Source organism: Crossiella sp. CA-258035 (assembly GCF_030064675.1).
Taxonomy (GTDB): domain Bacteria; phylum Actinomycetota; class Actinomycetes; order Mycobacteriales; family Pseudonocardiaceae; genus Crossiella.
This window is the reverse complement of record NZ_CP116413.1, coordinates 6,918,599-6,935,112: the sequence shown is the minus strand read 5'-3', so window position 1 is coordinate 6,935,112 and position 16,514 is coordinate 6,918,599. Positions and strand designations below refer to the sequence as shown.

The window sequence follows — 16,514 nt, the reverse complement described above, 5'->3', positions numbered from 1 at the left end:
GGTCCGCCCACGGCGCCGTCAGGGCGGTCACTGCGGCCGTTCCCGCACTTCGTGCACCCACTCCTGCCACGGTCCCCGGTAGCGGCTGAGGTCCATCCGGGTCGCGGACTCGGTGTCGCACTCGGCGAACCAGGTGAGGGTTGTGTAGTTCTCCACGAGTCCGCTCTCCGACCACGGGCGGTGCGGGCACACGTCTGTGGGAGGTAACGGCGCCCGATCGACCACACCGCAAGGGCACGCGTCCGGCCGGCTCTTCTCACTCGCCCGGAGCACTTGTTGTGCGGGTGCCCGCACCACCACCGCAGCCACCAACGCGGCCCTGGATCGCGTGGTCCGCTTGCGCCCCAGCTCTACGCGCAGCTTGCTCGCCACCAGCTGAACCGCGGCCTGCCGGTCCACCCACAGCGGGGGCAGGACGGTCAGGGCCAACGCGCCGCCGCGTAGACCGAGCACCAGCGCGTCGCGGACGCGGGACCTGACCGTGGCGAACGCCTCGGCTGTGCCGGCGTGTTCGTGGATGCGCGGCGGCTCACCACGGACCTCGCGCAGCCGTGCCTCGACGCGTCGTACCCGGTCCACGAGGAACGGCAACCCGTCCTGGTCGCCGATCTTGCGTTGACCGGTCAGCCAGGCCGTCAGCGCGGCGCGCTGCGCGGGCGTCGTGCCCGCGAACAGCTCTACGAGCATCCACCACGCCAGTTGGTCGGCGTCGGCGATCGCCGTACCGGGCTCGACCGCTTGGGTCTGGTCACGGGTGAAGGTCGAGTCGGCGCTGTCCACCGGGAACTCGTTCCGCGGCTGCCGCATCGCCATCGCGTCGAACTCCGGGTGCAGGCGGCGGAACACCTTGCCCGCGACCGAGCCGCGCTCGGGCCCGTCGGCGGCGAGGAACCGCGCGAACTCCACCAGCGCGGTGACTGCGTCCACTTCCGTCCGACCCCGGCTGGGGGCCACGGGCTCGCGCAGTGCTCGCCGGAGCCGTTGCGCGACCTCGATCGCGTGTCCAGCGACGGCCTGGTCCGCGTCGTCCGGCGACATACCCGACAACTCCGCGACGGCGACCCGGTACGCGGCCACCTGGCCGACCAGGTCCACGTTGCCAATTACCGGGAACTTCGGGTCCGGGCCCGGCTCGACGGCGAGCCGGGCGCGGTGGCGGCCGGCCAGCAGGGCACCCCGGTCGAGCACCGAGATCACCGCCGCCACCGGGTCCGAGAGGGTGTCGGAGGTCGAGACGACCGCGGTCGTGACCATCGCGATGAACGCCGGGTTGTCGTCCGGTCTCAGCGCACGCACGGCGCAGACCACCCGGGCGGCGTCCAGCAACGGAGCGACGAGGTCCTTGTCACGCAGCGTCCTGCTCTGGGCGGCGACCTCGATCGGCACGTCACCGAAGGACATCAGCTGGTCGAAGGCGTTCACCACATTGGTCGCGTTCTGCTGGACTCCCGCGACCTTGCCGTTCACCGACAGCAGTGCGACGGCGAAGAGCGGGTAGGCGTCGGCGGATAGCCGCCGTCCCCGCCGGTCCAGCGTGCCCCACACCCGCTCGCCCAGCGCGACCATCGCGTCCACCACGGCGTCGGCCGAGCCGTACTTGGTGGTCATCCGGTCCACCAGGTGTGGCGGCAGGTGGTCCAGCACGTGCACGGCGGACGAGCGCAGCAGGTCACCGTCGAACGGTGCCGGTTCAGTCCGTGTCGGACGGTCGACCATCGGTCCTCCTGTCGGTGCGGAACCGGAGAGCGGGCTCGTCGGCGTCGGGCGCGAGGGGCAGGTCGGCGGCCAGTGCCAGTGGGACGCCGGGTTCGGGCCCGAGCGTGACCCACTCGCCCGAACCGTCGTCGAGCGCGACTTCCAGCCGCGCCTCGGCAGCGGGCAGCGCCGTGGCGTGCACCACCACGCCGGTGCTCTCGGCTCCGCCTTCAAGCACGTCTTCGGCGCGGTAGGTGGTCCAGCGGATGACCGGCTCGACACCGGCCCGCGCGGCCAGGTCGGTCGGGAGCACGGAGTCATGCCAGGTGAAGACGTCCTCCTCCGGCGGGACATCCGCTGGATCGCCGGTGTGGTGCTCGCCCCGGTAGGACACGTTGACCTGCAACGGGGTGGCCCGCAGTGCCGCGAGCAGACCAAGACCGCTCAAGCGCGTCCACAACCCATCGACCCACGTTCCGGCCGCGATCCTCCCCGGCTCGGCGGAGAGCACGGCTTCGCGGTAGGGCGCCCAGGTCTGCGCCAGAGCGGCCACCTGGCCGAGGTCGAGACGCGTGGTCGTGGAACCGCCACCGTCACCGAGCAGCTGGTCCACCACCGCCAACAGCGACTCGCCGAGCAGGACCCGTTCGTCGTCGGTCAGCCCGAAACCGATGTCCACCTCCACATACGTCGGTGGCCCACCCGGGTCGTCGTCGGCGAACGCGCACGCCAGGCCGGTGCGCAGCCTCCGGAACGCTGTGGGTTCCACGGTCGTGAGCGTCACCTGGACGCGACCGGGGATCGGCAGGTAGTCGACGCGGGCGTATCCGTCCCACGCGGTCAGCATCGCTGGCCCCTTTCCAGTCATTGGTACTTGTTCCCCCGGTTCCCAATGGCGGACGGCCCGGCTCCACAGGCCGGCCGTCGGCCCCTCGCGCACAACCGCGCGCCCCACCCCGCCCTCGGCGTACCAGGCGTCAGCGGAAAACGACCGGGCCCTCGGTGGTCCGGGAACGTGCGGAGGAGGGGCCCATGTCCGGTCACGGAGACGACGACGACGGCAACGGCTGATCAGGCCGGCACCTGGCGGGGGACGCCCGGGAGCGTCCCCCGCTGTCCGTTCCACGATGGAGAGGAGCGACGCGTGTCGCAGTGGGAAGAGTCGGATCAGGAAGAGTCGGGGCCGGAGCGACGTGCCCGGAAGTGGCGGATGAAGGCCCCTCCCGCCGGGATCGTCTACTGGGTGCTCAAGGTGGTTCTCACGGTCGCGGATCTCGCGGCGGCGGTGCTGAACCTGTCCCGCGACCACCGTTGACGCGGCGGGGCCCGGTGCCCTTCGGGGTGCCGGGCCCCTCGCTCGGCCATCCGTCAGGACTACTCGTTGGAATGGTCGGGGAGGTGCGGCGGGATGGGCACGGTTCACGCGCTGTTGGTGGGCGTCAACGACTACGCGGGTCGCGTCCGGCCGCTTCGCGGCACGCACCACGACGTCGGCCACGCCGAGGAGTACCTGAGGACCCGCGTCGAGCGGCCGAAGATCCGAGTCCTGCTCGACGCCGACGCGACTCGGCAGGCGGTCGTGACCGGCCTGCGCGAGCACCTCGGACGAGCCCGCCGAGGGGACACCGCGCTCTTCTGGTTCAGCGGCCACGGCTCGGAAGCGCCGGTGGCCGCCGGTTTCGAGGCGACCGCGCCCAACGGCAGGACGCAGACGATCGTTTGCGCCGACAGCCGGCTCGACGGCGGCGAAGACCTGCTCGACCGTGAACTTGGCGCGCTGCTGGACGCCGTCTCGACCTCCGGCGCGCACGTGGTGGCCGTTCTGGACTGCTGTCACTCCGACGGTTCGACCCGGGGTGACACCGCCCTGATCGCGCGGGGCACGCCCGCACGTCTCCTCCCGCCGAGACCGGAATCTCTTGTGCCCGAACTTTTCGCGGGGACCAGGGACGTGGTCGGCCGACGGCCGTCGCACGTGCTGCTCGCGGCGTGTGACATCCGCGAGAAGGCGTACGAGAAGCCGTTCCGCGGATTTCACCGCGGTGTCTTCAGCCGCGCTCTGCTCGGCCAGCTCGCAGCGCTGGGGCCGGGCGTCGGCTACCGCGAGCTCCTGGTCGCCGTGTCGTGCGACGTGGAGAACGTGGTGTCGGATCAGCACCCGACCCTCCAACCCGTCATCGACCCCTTGGCCGACCAACCGTTCCTCGGCGGTGCCGTGCGGTCGACGTCGACCGGGACGAGGGCGCGGTACGTGCGCGGCTGGTGGCAGGTGGACGCGGGCGCCTGCCATGGGATGCCCGAACCCGTGCCGGGCGACCCGGTGGAGTTCGGCGTGGTGGGCAGCGACCCGGTGCGGTTGTTCCGGACGGTCGACGTCGTCGGCGACCACAGCAAGGTCGAGCCGGTCGGCTGGACACCGGACCGGGCACAGCAGCACCCCGTCGTGACGACGCGAGTGCCGTTGCCCGGCACGTCGGTCGCGCTGGACCCGTCCGGGGAGGATCCCGCCGCGGCTGAGCGGATCGCTGCCGCATTGCGCGTCGCCACGCCGGGCGGCGGGCCCTCGCCGCACGTGCGACCGGTCGACCCGGGGCAGGTGGCGGACATCCGAGTGGTCGTGCGCGGCCCCGGTGTGGTCGATGTGACCTCCGCGGACGGTGACCCGTTCTTCACGCGAGTCGATGTCCGGACGGCGGACGCTGCCGCGCGAGTCGTCGCCGACATGGAGCACGTCGCGCGGTGGCGGGCGGTGAAGGGGTTGGTCAACCCGAACTCCGCCTTGGCCCACGCCGTGCGGGTGGAAGTCCTGTCCGAGCGCGGTGGCCCGATGCCCCTCGACAAATCCGGTGTGCTGCGCGCCTCGTACCGCGGCACGGCACCGCCCAAGGTGCTGGTGCGACTGCGCAACACCCACCACTGCGACCTGTTCTGTGTGTTGCTGGACCTGACCGACCAGTACCGCGTGCACCCCGGCTTGTTCCCGGGCGGCTGGGTCCGCGCCAGGTACAGCGCGTACGCCGCGGGTGGCCGGGCGATCACGCTTTCGCTGCCCCCCGGCAGGCCGGTGGAGCCGGGCGCGAGCGTCCGTGACTGGTTCAAGCTCCTCGTATCGGAGGAGCGGTTCTCCGCGGACCCTTTCCGGCTGCCGCGCCTTGGGGAAAAGGAGCCGGCAGCGGTGCGGGGCACGGCCCTGGGCGGGATCGTCGACCGCCTCGGCCTGGCCGCCACCCAACGCACTACGTCCGATGAGCTCCGGGGCGCATGCGACTGGATGACCTCGATCGCGTCCGTGATGACCATGGTCCCGTGACCTCATTGCCCGGCGTGGGTGAATCCGGCCCACGCCTCGACCGCTCCGACGTCGTGCCGGGTCAGGTGGTTGCGCAGCGCCCAGGGCATCGACGCGGGCGGCGTCCGGTCCCGCAGCGCCCACAGCTGCGCCGCGCGCAGGGCGTCCGCCGCCGGCATCCCCTCCGCGCGCAGGTAGTGGTGGAACATGAACATCAACACCGAGGTCGCCGCGTCCGGCACGTTCCACTGCGCGCTCACCACTGTGCGCACGTTGGCCGCGAGGACTGCCGATCCGATGCTGAACGCCTCGTCGTGCCCGCGCCCGGACTCCCCACTGCGGCACGCCGCCAGCACGGCCAGCGCGACGTCCCGCCCCGGTGAGGTGGTGAGAGCGGCGGTCAGCTCCTCCGCCGCGAGACGGTCACCGTCGGCGAGCAACAGATAGGACGACGAGTCGGCGTCGTAGCTCACCACGCCGTGACAGGCCAGGTGCAGCGTGGAGCCCAGTTCGGCCGTCCCCAGCCAGCCGGCGACATCTGCCCTGGTGCCCCGACCGCCGGAGGCGGCCGATCCGTCCGGCGCCCGGCCGACGAGCCGTGCGCGCGGGTAGAGTGCGGCGACTGCCAGACCCTCGGCACGGGCCGCGACCAGTTCCCGTTGCGTGCCCTTGGTGTCCGGGTCGGCCACCACGAGCGCGTGCCCGCCCGGCGCCACCCGCTTGCGCCAGGCCGTTTCGCACATCAAGCGGGCGGACGGCGTATAAGAGAACGCGACCCGTTCCACGGCGTGCTCACCTGTACGCCGGTCGAGCGCCGCGTGCCAGGGGATCCGCGCCAACTCGCCGATCGGCACGAGCACGATCCGCTTGGTGTCGTCGGGCAGGTGCTCCAGCAGCGGGCCGATCGCGACGTCCCAAGCCCACTCGCACAGCTCGGTCAGGTCGCCCGTGGTGGCCGACTCGAAGTCCGCGTCCGCGTCTCTTTCCGCGACCCTGAGGGAGCGGGCCAGGAAATCCTCGAAGCGCGCGAGCGGGGCTGCGGTGAGGTCCGGCAGGAAGTACCTGCTCGCCTCGTCCTCCGCGGGCACCACCACGGCCGCGCCCGTGCCCTGCTCACCGGGAAGGAGATACACCAGCGCGTCGGCGCCGAGCGCGCCCAGGGCCGCGCGGACTTCCGGCAGCGCGGGCGGGTCGATAAGCCGGGCCGGGCCACCCACCGGTCGGCCGGGCTGCGAACCTGGCACGAGTGGGACGCCGGTCAGCTCGCTCATCACCTGGCGTCGCAGGTCCTCCGGAATCTCGGCGGGGTTGAACGCCACCGCACGCTTCCAGTGCTGCGCCAACGCCGGTTTGCCCGCGTCCGCCAAGCGGCGTTCGATGTCTCGGCGCTCCAGTGCCGAGAACAGGATGAGCCCTCGGCCCGACTCCAGCGCGGTGACGGCGCGATCGGGGTCATGGTCGGCCAGGCAGGCGTGTGCCGCGTCCAGCGCGTCGCCGGCTGCTGCCCGTGCTGCGGCGTGCACGGCGACCGGGTCGGCCTGCACCAGCGCGTTCCAGCAGTGGGCGCGCAGCCCACTGAGGGCAGTGTCATGCCCGAGATCCGCGCGGCCACTCATCCGATAGGCGGCCGCGAGCGGGACCGCGACCATGTGCCAGTACGCGCTGGTGACCGAGCCGACGACATCCCGGGCGCGTTCCAGGACCGCGATGCCGCGGCGCAGATCCTCCCGATCGCCCGAGCGCACGTGGCGGTCGATGATCGCCGCGCCCAGCGACGTCAGGTAAAGACCCATCCGCGCGTCGTGCGGATCCACCCGCTCGAGGATCTCCGACAGCATGGTGATGGCCCGGTCGATCGCCTCCGGTGTGCCGAGGGCCAGTTGGCCGGTGGCGGCGGTGAAAGCGCGGAGCGCCCACTCCGGGGTGGACAGCCCCGGCTGGTCGGCGAGCAGCGGAGAATCGACGAGGACCTTGATCAGCTCGGGATCGGCCATCATGCCGAGACCACCGGGATCGGCGTCGTGGCCCTCCCTCAGCATGGTGAAGAACGGGGCCACCGAGCGCAACATCTCCGCCAAACCTGCCCTGGTGCTCGCGGGCAGGGCCGGGTGATCGGCCAGCGCGGCCAGTTGGGGCCACAACTCGACCATCCGCCGGGTGTCCAGGCGCAGGAGCGAGGCCTGGAATTCCGCCATCACCCCCATCACGTCGGCGCCACCGACGGCGAACCGCTTGTCGCGCAGCTCCTCGGCCGCCCCCTTGGCGCCCCCAGCGTCCCGGTTGGCCATCGACCGCTGCTGGCGCAGGGTCGTCAACGCCATGTCGGCGATCGTCGAGTAGGGCTCCTCGCCCGAGGCAGCGGACGCCAGGCGCTCGGCTTCGGCCACCGCGCCATCGAAGTGGAAGCCCGGCTCGCCGTGCTGCGCCGCGCTCACCAGCGCCATCGCCCGCACCGCGGCTGATGTCTTCGGCCACGCCGACAGCGGCACCGGGTCCGCGTCGGCGATCGCGGTCAGTTCACGGGCCGCGAGCAGGCGCTCCCGGGTTCGCAACCGGCCGCGCTGGAGGGCGGCGGCCACTGCGGCTGCCGCGAGCTTGGCCCGGCCGGGGAAGTCTGGCGGCAGAGACTGAACGTCCGCGAACGCCCGGTCCAGATCCTGCTCGTCGCCCTCCAGATGCTGGAAGCGCACCACCCTCGCCCAGCAGCGGGCGAAGACCCACGCCGCCCGGTCCGGCTCGTCGATCGCGGCGATGGCGAGGTCGGTGTGGCCCAGCACCGTTGACAGCTCGTCGGTCGTCACGCGGCCCCCTCAGCCCAGGACGACACGACGCGCGCCGACGGTTCGGTCCGTGCTCGGCCGCGCCTTGCCCGACGCCGGGATCGCCCGGTCGCGGAGCTGACGCACTTCTTCTACGCGCTCCGGCGCGGACCGGAGCAGGGGCACCACGTTCCGGAACGCGCTGTAGTAGTAGTCGACGGGCACTGCGTCGTCGCCGACCCGAATCGCCTCGTAGCCGATCTCGGCCACCGCCGACTGGAGGTCCGAACCGGCGAACCCCTCACTGAGCACCACCAACTCGTCGACGACCTCCCTGGCGACCGGCACCCTGAGGTACTTGCCCAGGTAAATGCCGATGATCTCCCGGCGTTCCTCTTGGTCGGGCAGGTCCACGAAGAACATGTCGTCGAACCGGCCGCTACGCAGCAGCTCCGGCGGCAGCGACCGGGTGTCGTTGGCGGTGGCCACGACGAACACGCGGGCGCGCGACTCCTGGAGCCAGTACAGGAACTGGCCGACCAGGCGGGTGGTGATGCCGGTGCTGTCGCTGCCCGACCCGGCCAGCCCCTTCTCGATCTCGTCGATCCACAGCACGCACGGTGCCACGGTGTCTGCGGTGGCGAGGGCGTCGCGCAGCCTGCCCTCCGACTGGCCCACGTAATGGCCGAACACCGACGCCATATCCAGCCGGTACAGCGGGAGCTGCCAGTCGGCGGCGATCGCCTTGGCCGACAAGGACTTCCCACAACCAGGCACCCCGACCAGCAGTATGCCGCGCGGCGGCCGCATGCCGCGGTCGCGTAGGTCCATGGTCAGCAGGGGGCGCTTGCGGTCCAGCCACTGGCGCAGGCCAGCCAGGCCGCCGACACGATGGTCGCCGTCCCGCAGCGTCACCCGCTCCAAACCGGCCAGCTCGTTGAAGATCGCATCCTTGGCCCGGCTCAGCCCTGGCAGGTCGTCCTTGGTCACTGACCGCTTCACCACGAGCGTGGCGAGGATGTTCAGCGCCTCGATCTTGGTAACACCGGCGAGGATCGACGCCGCCTGGTCGTACTCGGCGGACCCCCACTCGATCGGGATGTCGGATGAGTAGGGGCGCAGGAAGCTCTCGATCTCGGCGCGCATCTCGTCCATGTCCGGTAGGTCGAGCGACACCGCCATGCCCATGCGCTGCAACGGGGTCCACACCGGGTCGGAGGTGATCACCACCATGCTGCCGCCGTGCTCCTCCGCGAGCGTGGCCAGGTCCGAGAAACGACGGGATATGTCGTTGTCCTCTGACAGGTGCTGTACGTCGGTGAAGACGATGGTCAGGTTGGACCTCGACTGGAACCACTCGCCCGCGAGGTCTAGCGCGCCGAGCAACGATCTGTCGTCCGTGACGGGCTGCCGGGTGCGCAGATCCCGTAGTCCCTGACTGAGGGTGTGCACGAGGATGTCGAGCTGTTTGATCCGGGCCAGCTCACCAAGCATGTCCAGGGCACGGCTCCGCTCGACCGTGCGGACGGTGACGAACGGGATCCTCGCCAGGAGGTACGACTCGATGCGGGCTCTGGTCTCCGCCCCGTTGGGCATGCTGACCGTGTCCTTTCAGAGGATGACCCGCCTGCTGGCCACGGGCCTGGGCGCCGGTGGCGCGGGCCGCGGTTGGGTCAGGCCGGGGATGAGGCTGTTGGCGCGGATCACGGCCTGGAACGCCGCCGGGGTGTCCCGGGCCGAGCCCTCCAGGGTGCGCTGCGCCGATCGGACGGTGTCAGACAGCGCGTCGCGCAGGCTGTCCCGCAGCCCCACGGGGAGTTGGGGGAGTTCGGCCAGTTCCCGCAGCGGTGCGAGCAGGCCGCGCGCGTTGTGCAGGGCCGCCGCGATGGCAGTGGTCGCCCCTGCCGGAGCGCCGGTCACCGCTCGCATGTCGCGCTGGAGCGTCTCGTGCCATCGTCGCTGACGGTGCTGAAACGCCTGCACGACCAGGTTGAACAGCCGTTCGGTCATGTCCGGGCCGAGCTCGGCGGTCATCGCGGGCAGGTGCCCAGAAGACAGGTCCTCGCCACGGCCGAACGCCTCCAGCCAGCTCGCCCACGCCGCATAGGGACCGGGCAGGCGCGTCACCGGGGACCTGTTCGATGGCCACGGCGCCGGTTGAGGAACTCGACGGGCGGCAGCAAGTCCCAGCTCGGCAGGTTCAGCGCCACCCCGCCGTCCGCGGCGGTGTGGCGGGAACTCCTGTGCGGATCTCCCGTCTCCGGCGCGGGAGTGTGCGGATCGCCGTGGCGCGGGGGATCGATCGTCGGGTCCGGCATGTCGGTCACGCGCCCCTTCGCTCGCCGGGGGTCGACGGCGCGAACGCGGCGCCTTCGAGTCGCCCCATGTACTGGCGGAACCGCTCCGCGCCCGCGAGTTCCCGCTGCCACTCGCCCCGCAAGTCCACCAACTCCGCGATGCCGCCACGTAGCGTGGCGGTAGCTACCACCTTGCGCTGCTCGCCCTGGGCACGGATCTCAGCCCTGCGCGCGGGGAAGCCGCGTACCTGCCACATAGACCAGCCGCCCAGACCCGCCGCGACGAGCAGGCAGAACACCGCGAAGCCGACCCCGCCGTTGAGGGCAGTCAGCAGGGCGACGAGCGTCAGCACACCGGTGCCGATCGCGGCGTACAGCGGTGACCCAGTGAACCGCACCGCAGCGACGGCCCGTTCGGTCTCGTCGTCGATGTGCCGCGCCAGACCAGCGACCAGCGCCGGCTCGTCGGTGCGGCCATCCACCTGCGCGGTCCAGCCTTCCAGCGTGAGCGTGACGGCTTTTGGCTCGGAGGCGACGTTGGCGGCCTCCAACCGGCCCGCGCCCTGGACGATCCAGTCCCTGGCCAGGGCGATAGAGGACCGCCGGGTGCCCAGCGACACACCGGCCTTGTCTGGCTGCAGCGCGGAGTTGCTGATCAGCGTGAGGAAGTCGGTGGTCTGCTCGTGGAGCGGGTCGACCAGCCGCATGGCCTTCGCCGCCGCGTCCTTGTCGCCTTCGGCGTCGATGACCGCCTGGAGACCGGCCTCCTCCTGCCGCAGCGGCGCTTCCTCGATGTCGTAGCCGGTCACCAGGCTGTCCAGGATGCCGTCGACTCGCTCACGTAGTCCGTTGTCCAGCGGGATCGGGCCGGTGAAGATGCGGCGGAACATCTCTTCGGCCGCCCCGTGCACGGTCGCCCCCTCGTACAGGGCTTTGAGTTGCGGCCAGGTCGGGCTGATGGTCTGCAGGACCGTGTACCGCGGGTCCACCGGCCTGCGCTCGGCGTCGATCACCTGCGCCCAGCGATCCACCTGCCGGTCGACGATCGCCTGGTCGGCGTTCAGCCGGTCGTACCACTCGCGCATCTGGTCCAACACGATCGGCTTCGCGGCGTGGCCGAGGGCGCCCGTGCTGACCGCGTCGATGATCACGGTGAACTCGCGTGACAGCTGGCCTGGGTCCTGCCGCGCGACGTACTGCCGCAGCCATCGCGAGGTGGCCTCGTCGCGATGGTGCCGGCGCAGCACGAGCGCGAAGAACAGCGACGCCTTGTCATTGTCGCGGCGCACTGCCTCCTGGAGCGCTTTGCCCGCGAGTTCCTCGTCGTTCCGGATCCATGCGGCGAGCGCGATCAGCGCCGGCGCCAGCCAGTAGCCGGGGGTGAGGAGCATCAACTCCTCGGTCAGGTTGCGCATGGTGCCGTGCGAGACGATGCCGACGTCCAGAGCTTGCAGGGTGCCGGTAGCCAGCCTGCGTACCTCGCGAAAATGGCCGTAGTCGGTGTCAAGCGTCTGCCGGACCTCGACGATCTTGGTGTGCGCGACCTGAAGGTAGTGCTGCCGCAGCTGCTCGCGGGCGAGCTGGTCGAACGCGGTCTGCAACACGCTCAGTTGCCGAGCTGCCTGGTCCTGCTTGGTGTGGACGACGTTGACTGAGTGTTGGATCTTCTCCTGCTCTTCCGCGAGCCGGATGGTGGCGTTGGTGACGTTGTCGACCGCCTTGGTGAGGGCGCTCAACTGCGGGACGTGGACGGAGTTCACGCTTCCCCCTCCAGCACGGCGGTCGTGCCGTCTGTCCGGATGCACACCATCCGATCGTTGTAGACCTCGATCGCCAGGTAGACCGGCGAGATGGCCAGTGCCCTAGCTCGCTCCAGGCCGCCAGGCACTGGCTCGCCGGTCCGGTAGTGCTCGATGATCCCGCCGTCCAGGGCCAGGGTGTGCACCTCGAACGGCTCGCCGAGATAACACTTGCCGACGATGCCGACCGGTGTGGAGCAGTATTGGGCCTCGAATTCCTGGCGGATTCCGTCGACCAGTTCCCGCACTTCTGCGGTGCCCAGTCGGCCGCCGCTGTCGAGCGCTTTGATCGCGTCCATGTAACGATTCGATCTTTTTTGCAATCGGCTAATCCGCTCTGTCCGGGACGTCGTCCGGACGCTCGGCGCCCGTGGGCCGAGCGCCGTCATTTTTGCATTGATCAATGGCCGAGGCACGTTGCAACTCCCGCCCTCGAGTTTGTGTGGACTGATTCGATTTTTGTTGTCAGCAGGGTCGTCGTCCGGCCGGTCCGGTTCATTACAACGGACGTCAGCCGAGTACGAGAAGCGCGCACAGGGCCACGCCAGTGACCGTCCACAGCGCCGCCAGGGCCATCGTGGTGACCTGCGTGGAGACTTCCCGGAGGCGAAGTCGAACCACCATCGTCTGGCCTGTCGCCGTGGCGACCAGGTGGCGGACTATCACCGTGCCGGACCGAGTACGCCTGCCGTACACGTCGACGATGTCACCCCGCTTCGGCGGTGTGGGACTGAACCAGCCGGGTGCAGAGCATCGGTGCTCCGCGCCCGAGAGCTCTTTCAGTGTCATGACCTGCACTTCTCTAGTGAATTTCCGGATCTCCGCGCGAACGGGCAGGGTCAATGACCACCGCGCCGGCGGCACGTCTCGTCGGATCTCGGCGGGCAACGCGGCGCGCAGCGCGACGCCGAGCCCGATGGCGAGCACTAGGCAGGCCGCGGTCGCCGCGGCCGCCCTGGCGAGCAGCACCGCTCCGCCGAGCGGTGCCGCGGCCAGCAGTCCGCCGGCCGTCAGAACCATGCCGAAGCGCAGGAGGAGCACTGTCGTCCGTTCCACGACAGGTTCTTGACGGACGGCGCCGATGTCGATCACGGTTCCGATCACGGCGCGCCCCGGAATGTGGATCGCATTTTTCGAGAGAGGAGGCGAGATGTGCTCCAGTGGAATGCGTGTCCTGCTCACTTTTTGTGGAGGTGAGGGACCGGCTGAACCGGCGCCGCAGCCGGGGCAGTGCAGGTCATTACTGCTCAGTGGGTTTCCGCAAGTGTTGCAAGAGTTCGCCACGACAGGCTCCTTGCGTGAGAAAGGAAATGTTGGGACGTGCGAAGACTATTGTGTCTGGTAAAGGTCGCGTTGGGAAGTGAGCGCGACGAGCGGTCCCCGCGCCGGGATGATGGGATGAGGTGTGTAACGTGAATGACTCAGGAAATACTGACGGTCCACGCGCCGAAGGCACCCCGCTGTGGGGTGCGCACACGGGCGAGGTGACCCCGCCGCAGTCCGTGCCACCCTGGCCCTCGCCGCCGTCCAAGCCGCCTGGGCGAGGCAAGGTTGTGCCAATTGCGCTGGTGACGGGTGCCGTCGCGTTCCTGGCGGTGGTGGCCGTCGTGACCGTCGTCGCGGTGCGAGGCCAACAGGAGGTGACCGCGGGGGAGACTTCGTCCGTCGCGTCTACCGCGCTCACCACGACACCTACCGCGTACCGGACTGCCGAGCCCTCGTTGACGACTGGGTGGACGCCGACTACCACGGGCCGGCCGACGACGGTAACCATCTCGGCGTCGGACGACGTGCCGGTCGGCTATCGGAGGGTGGCCGGGCCGGAACGCATCCGCGTCGTGATCCCGGTGGACTGGCCGGTGAGTCCCGGTGCGATGCCGTCGAGCCAACAGGCGGACAGCCCGACCAATCGCGGTGACCTGCTTCGGTTCGGCGGTAGTGACTCGGCCCCTGGTTCGCTGCTGCAGTCGGTAGCGGGAAACGAGACGGACAACTCCGGTATCCGCCAGGGGTATCAACGCCTCAGGCTGGAGCGCGTGTCATCGACGTCCGCGGTGGTGGAGACGGTGGAGTGGGAGTTCCTCTATGACAAGGACGGCGGTCGGAAGCACGCGATGGGGCGGTTCTGGCGGCTCAACGGCATCGACTACGTCGTATACGCGTCAGCAAGTGTCGCCACATGGCCGACGGTCAAGCCGATCTTCGATGTCCTCGCCAGCACCGCCGGCCCGATGGCTTGAGGTGAGGCTTCCGTTCGTTAGGAAGGGTTGATGCGGGGACTGCGATCGCGCGCGAGGTTTCTTTGCAGGCAAGCGTTTCCGGCCGATCAGGGCACTGGCGACTCATGTGGTGGCACCGAGCCCATAGCCGTGTTCGCCGACACGGGGCAGTTCGCTCAACACGATGCGGTGGTCACGCTGGTGCATTTCACCTGCCCCCGCGCGGGCGACCGCATACTCGACGCTAGCGTCGAGAGCGAGGACTCCTCGTCCGGGCTGGTCTCCCGGGAGCCCATCCCAGCCTGGCTGCACACTGCACGAACGTAGGCGACCGCCGAACGGCGACTTCGCTGGTTTTGAGTCCAAGGGTGCCACGCCGCTTCACGAACGGCTCGTGCCACCACGCCGCAGCACATACCGACCTGGTCCTGATCCCACCGGATACCGCTCGTCGGCGAGCCATCGGCCGAGAAGTCCTTCGCGGACAAAGAGTCCGAGTGAGCGTGGCTGCGCGTTGAGGAAGCCATCATGATCATCCTGTGCAAGCTCGACAAGGAGGACTTGAACGTCCACCGTGAGCACTTCGCCCATGTGCTACGCACCAAACCTCTATCTGACCAAACAGGTGGGCGGCTCGCCGGAGGCCCACGGACAAGCCCTTTGGGCGGTCCTGCGCTCGCAGGACCAGCCGGGCCGAGGCGGTGACGCGCAACAATCTCGGCGTGGCGCTGACAGCGATGGGTCGTTGGACCGAGGCGCTGTTCCACTATGAGCGGGTAGGCGGGCTGTTCACTCACCTCGGCGGCGGCCACGTCGGCAGCAACGCCCTGGTCAACACCGCTTCGGTGCTGCGCCCGCTTGGCGGAAGCGAAGCGCCACTGGCGGGAAGACCTAACCCTCTGCCGAGAACTGGGCTCCCCTCATGCCGCCGAACTCGCCATGAGGTGTCAAGGCTCTGCACCAACTGACGGTAATCGTCCAACCGACTGGTGGCCGCTTCTCCGATCGCCAATTGAAGCCTCGCGGCTGCTTTGGCCCGTGTGGGCAAGGCTGAGCCGGAACCATCGAAGGCTCGCTTCGCTGCGGCTGGCGGCGGGCCCGCTGAGGTCGGAGCCGAGAGCGAACATCTGCGAGCCCGAACCCTACGTCCGATCGGCCTGTTCCAGGTTTGTCGGCTAGGGGTCGGAACGCTGGCTGCTTCCGGGTGGGTGAGCGTCACGATCGATCCACGTAGCAGGCCAGGCGATGGAGCATCCAAGTGGCGAAGTTCACCTGCGGAGGGCGAATGGCCATATCAGGACATCCGAACTGGCGAAGATCATGTGCAATGCACCTGACCTGTGATTGTTCGGACTGAAGCATGCGCATTTGCCGAGAACGCCACTGTGGCTAGGTAGTGCTCGTGCGGACGCTGTGACCTGCGGAAAGGGTCGAGGCGACCGCTTGAGCCACGTGGAACTCTGTGATCACAGAAGAAGAGCCTTGCAGACAAGAATCATCTACAAGGCCCTGAACTGCAAATATAACTGGTGGACGATACTGGGATTGAACCAGTGACCCCTACCGTGTCAAGGTAGTGCTCTCCCGCTGAGCTAATCGTCCGAGGCGGAGGCGGGAATCGAACCCGCGTACAGGGCTTTGCAGGCCCTTGCCTAAGCCACTCGGCCACTCCGCCGTTCCCTGTGGGAAGCCGCGCTCCGAAGATCACGACCCTACAGAGGTCCGGCCCGTGAACGAGCCGCCCAGAGCGGATGACGGGACTCGAACCCGCGACCCTCACCTTGGCAAGGTGATGCGCTACCAGCTGCGCTACATCCGCATGTGTTCGGCGAGGCGAAGTTTCCGTGCTGCTTCCCCCTGTGTTACCGGGGGTTTCCGCTCTTGCCGTCCAACGAGGAGAACCTTATCGGACGAGGGGGAGCCGGATCAAATCGGGGGTCCCCCACCGCGGGCGCGCGCCGCACCGCGCGCCGTTTCCTCAGCTCAGGTCGTTGGAGAGCAACTGGGAGAGGGCCTCGTCCATGTTGACCCACAGGTTCTCGTTGCCAGGGGCGGCCAGGTCGTAGGTGCGGTCCAGGAAGTCGGCGAGCTCCTGGGCGGAGGCCTCGAACATGGCGTGGCCGGACGGGGAGCTGAGCTCGATCACGACCACCTCGGGGTCGTCCACGGCCGGGCGGATGCGCACGTCGCCGTCACCGGCGTCGGCGATGAGGCCGTCGGCGAGCAGATCGCGCGAGAAGACCCAGTCGACCCAGCCGGTGCGCCCGGTCCGGAAGGCGGCCACCACCGCGTACGGGTCGCGGGTGTCGTAGCGAAGCTCGACCTGGACCGGGACCGCGGGGGTCCGCGGGGCCAGGAGGTCGAAGACCGCCGTGGAACGGAGGGTCACATGGTCGTTGCGCATCGTCGCCCGCCTTCCTGCACTGCTGCCGTTGCCTGCCGCCCTAGGAACGGCC

General features: G+C 69.5%; 12 protein-coding genes and 3 tRNA genes. 3 read left to right on the top strand and 12 right to left on the bottom strand.

The window, feature by feature from the left end:
• Positions 1–27: 27 nt before the first annotated feature.
• Together N8J89_RS31190 and N8J89_RS31185 are read right to left on the bottom strand one after the other, a co-directional pair.
• Positions 28–1,716 (bottom strand): hypothetical protein, encoded by a 1,689-nt coding sequence (locus tag N8J89_RS31190; protein WP_283660571.1) that lies wholly within the window; start codon positions 1,714–1,716, stop codon positions 28–30.
• A complete protein-coding gene (locus N8J89_RS31185; protein WP_283660570.1) occupies positions 1,691–2,542 on the bottom strand; it encodes a hypothetical protein in 852 nt (283 codons plus the stop codon). The genes N8J89_RS31190 and N8J89_RS31185 overlap by 26 nt, the downstream gene beginning before the upstream one ends.
• Before the next feature lie 297 nt (positions 2,543–2,839).
• Between N8J89_RS31185 and N8J89_RS31180 the strand changes: the two genes are divergently transcribed.
• Together N8J89_RS31180 and N8J89_RS31175 are read left to right on the top strand one after the other, a co-directional pair.
• Entirely contained in the window at positions 2,840–3,010 is a 171-nt protein-coding gene (locus N8J89_RS31180; protein ID WP_283660569.1) for a hypothetical protein, read from the top strand.
• Positions 3,011–3,103: 93 nt separating this feature from the next.
• The gene (locus tag N8J89_RS31175; protein ID WP_283660568.1) at positions 3,104–5,005 is read left to right on the top strand and encodes a caspase family protein; all 1,902 of its coding nucleotides are present in this window, start codon (positions 3,104–3,106) and stop codon (positions 5,003–5,005) included.
• Between the two features lie 2 nt (positions 5,006–5,007).
• Here N8J89_RS31175 and N8J89_RS31170 read toward each other — a convergent pair whose 3' ends face one another.
• The 6 genes from N8J89_RS31170 to N8J89_RS31145 form a co-directional block, all read right to left on the bottom strand.
• On the bottom strand, positions 5,008–7,785 hold the full coding sequence (locus N8J89_RS31170; RefSeq protein ID WP_283660567.1) for a CHAT domain-containing protein: 2,778 nt from the start codon (positions 7,783–7,785) through the stop codon (positions 5,008–5,010).
• Positions 7,786–7,794: 9 nt separating this feature from the next.
• A complete protein-coding gene (locus N8J89_RS31165) occupies positions 7,795–9,339 on the bottom strand; it encodes an AAA family ATPase (RefSeq protein ID WP_283660566.1) in 1,545 nt (514 codons plus the stop codon).
• 15 nt (positions 9,340–9,354) lie between these two features.
• Entirely contained in the window at positions 9,355–9,870 is a 516-nt protein-coding gene (locus tag N8J89_RS31160; protein ID WP_283660565.1) for a hypothetical protein, read from the bottom strand.
• Between the two features lie 196 nt (positions 9,871–10,066).
• Entirely contained in the window at positions 10,067–11,800 is a 1,734-nt protein-coding gene (locus N8J89_RS31155; protein ID WP_283660564.1) for a hypothetical protein, read from the bottom strand.
• A complete protein-coding gene (locus tag N8J89_RS31150) occupies positions 11,797–12,138 on the bottom strand; it encodes a hypothetical protein (protein WP_283660563.1) in 342 nt (113 codons plus the stop codon). The genes N8J89_RS31155 and N8J89_RS31150 overlap by 4 nt, the downstream gene beginning before the upstream one ends.
• Before the next feature lie 211 nt (positions 12,139–12,349).
• Positions 12,350–12,943 carry a hypothetical protein gene (locus N8J89_RS31145; RefSeq protein ID WP_283660562.1) on the bottom strand — a complete coding sequence of 198 codons (594 nt, stop codon included), beginning with the start codon at positions 12,941–12,943 and terminating at the stop codon, positions 12,350–12,352.
• Between the two features lie 449 nt (positions 12,944–13,392).
• Here N8J89_RS31145 and N8J89_RS31140 point away from each other — a divergent pair, with 449 nt between their 5' ends.
• Entirely contained in the window at positions 13,393–14,079 is a 687-nt protein-coding gene (locus N8J89_RS31140; RefSeq protein WP_283660561.1) for a serine/threonine kinase C-terminal domain-containing protein, read from the top strand.
• 1,506 nt (positions 14,080–15,585) lie between these two features.
• On the opposite strand, the gene N8J89_RS31135 is transcribed toward N8J89_RS31140, so the two are convergent.
• The 4 genes from N8J89_RS31135 to N8J89_RS31120 all read right to left on the bottom strand — a co-directional run bounded on the left by N8J89_RS31135 (position 15,586) and on the right by N8J89_RS31120 (position 16,462).
• Positions 15,586–15,660, bottom strand: a tRNA-Val gene (locus N8J89_RS31135).
• Between the two features lies 1 nt (position 15,661).
• Positions 15,662–15,733: transfer RNA gene (locus tag N8J89_RS31130), tRNA-Cys, on the bottom strand.
• A gap of 71 nt (positions 15,734–15,804) precedes the next feature.
• Positions 15,805–15,877 (bottom strand) — tRNA-Gly (locus tag N8J89_RS31125).
• A 159-nt stretch (positions 15,878–16,036) separates the two neighbouring features.
• Entirely contained in the window at positions 16,037–16,462 is a 426-nt protein-coding gene (locus N8J89_RS31120) for an SsgA family sporulation/cell division regulator (protein ID WP_185007996.1), read from the bottom strand.
• Between the last annotated feature and the right edge of the window lie 52 nt (positions 16,463–16,514).

Coding starts and splice junctions, on each gene's coding strand:
- N8J89_RS31190 (WP_283660571.1), bottom strand. CDS start 1,716: ATGGTCGACCGTCCGACACGGACTGAACCGGCACCGTTCGACGGTGAC.
- N8J89_RS31185 (WP_283660570.1), bottom strand. CDS start 2,542: ATGCTGACCGCGTGGGACGGATACGCCCGCGTCGACTACCTGCCGATC.
- N8J89_RS31175 (WP_283660568.1), top strand. CDS start 3,104: ATGGGCACGGTTCACGCGCTGTTGGTGGGCGTCAACGACTACGCGGGT.
- N8J89_RS31165 (WP_283660566.1), bottom strand. CDS start 9,339: ATGCCCAACGGGGCGGAGACCAGAGCCCGCATCGAGTCGTACCTCCTG.
- N8J89_RS31150 (WP_283660563.1), bottom strand. CDS start 12,138: ATGGACGCGATCAAAGCGCTCGACAGCGGCGGCCGACTGGGCACCGCA.
- N8J89_RS31120 (WP_185007996.1), bottom strand. CDS start 16,462: ATGCGCAACGACCATGTGACCCTCCGTTCCACGGCGGTCTTCGACCTC.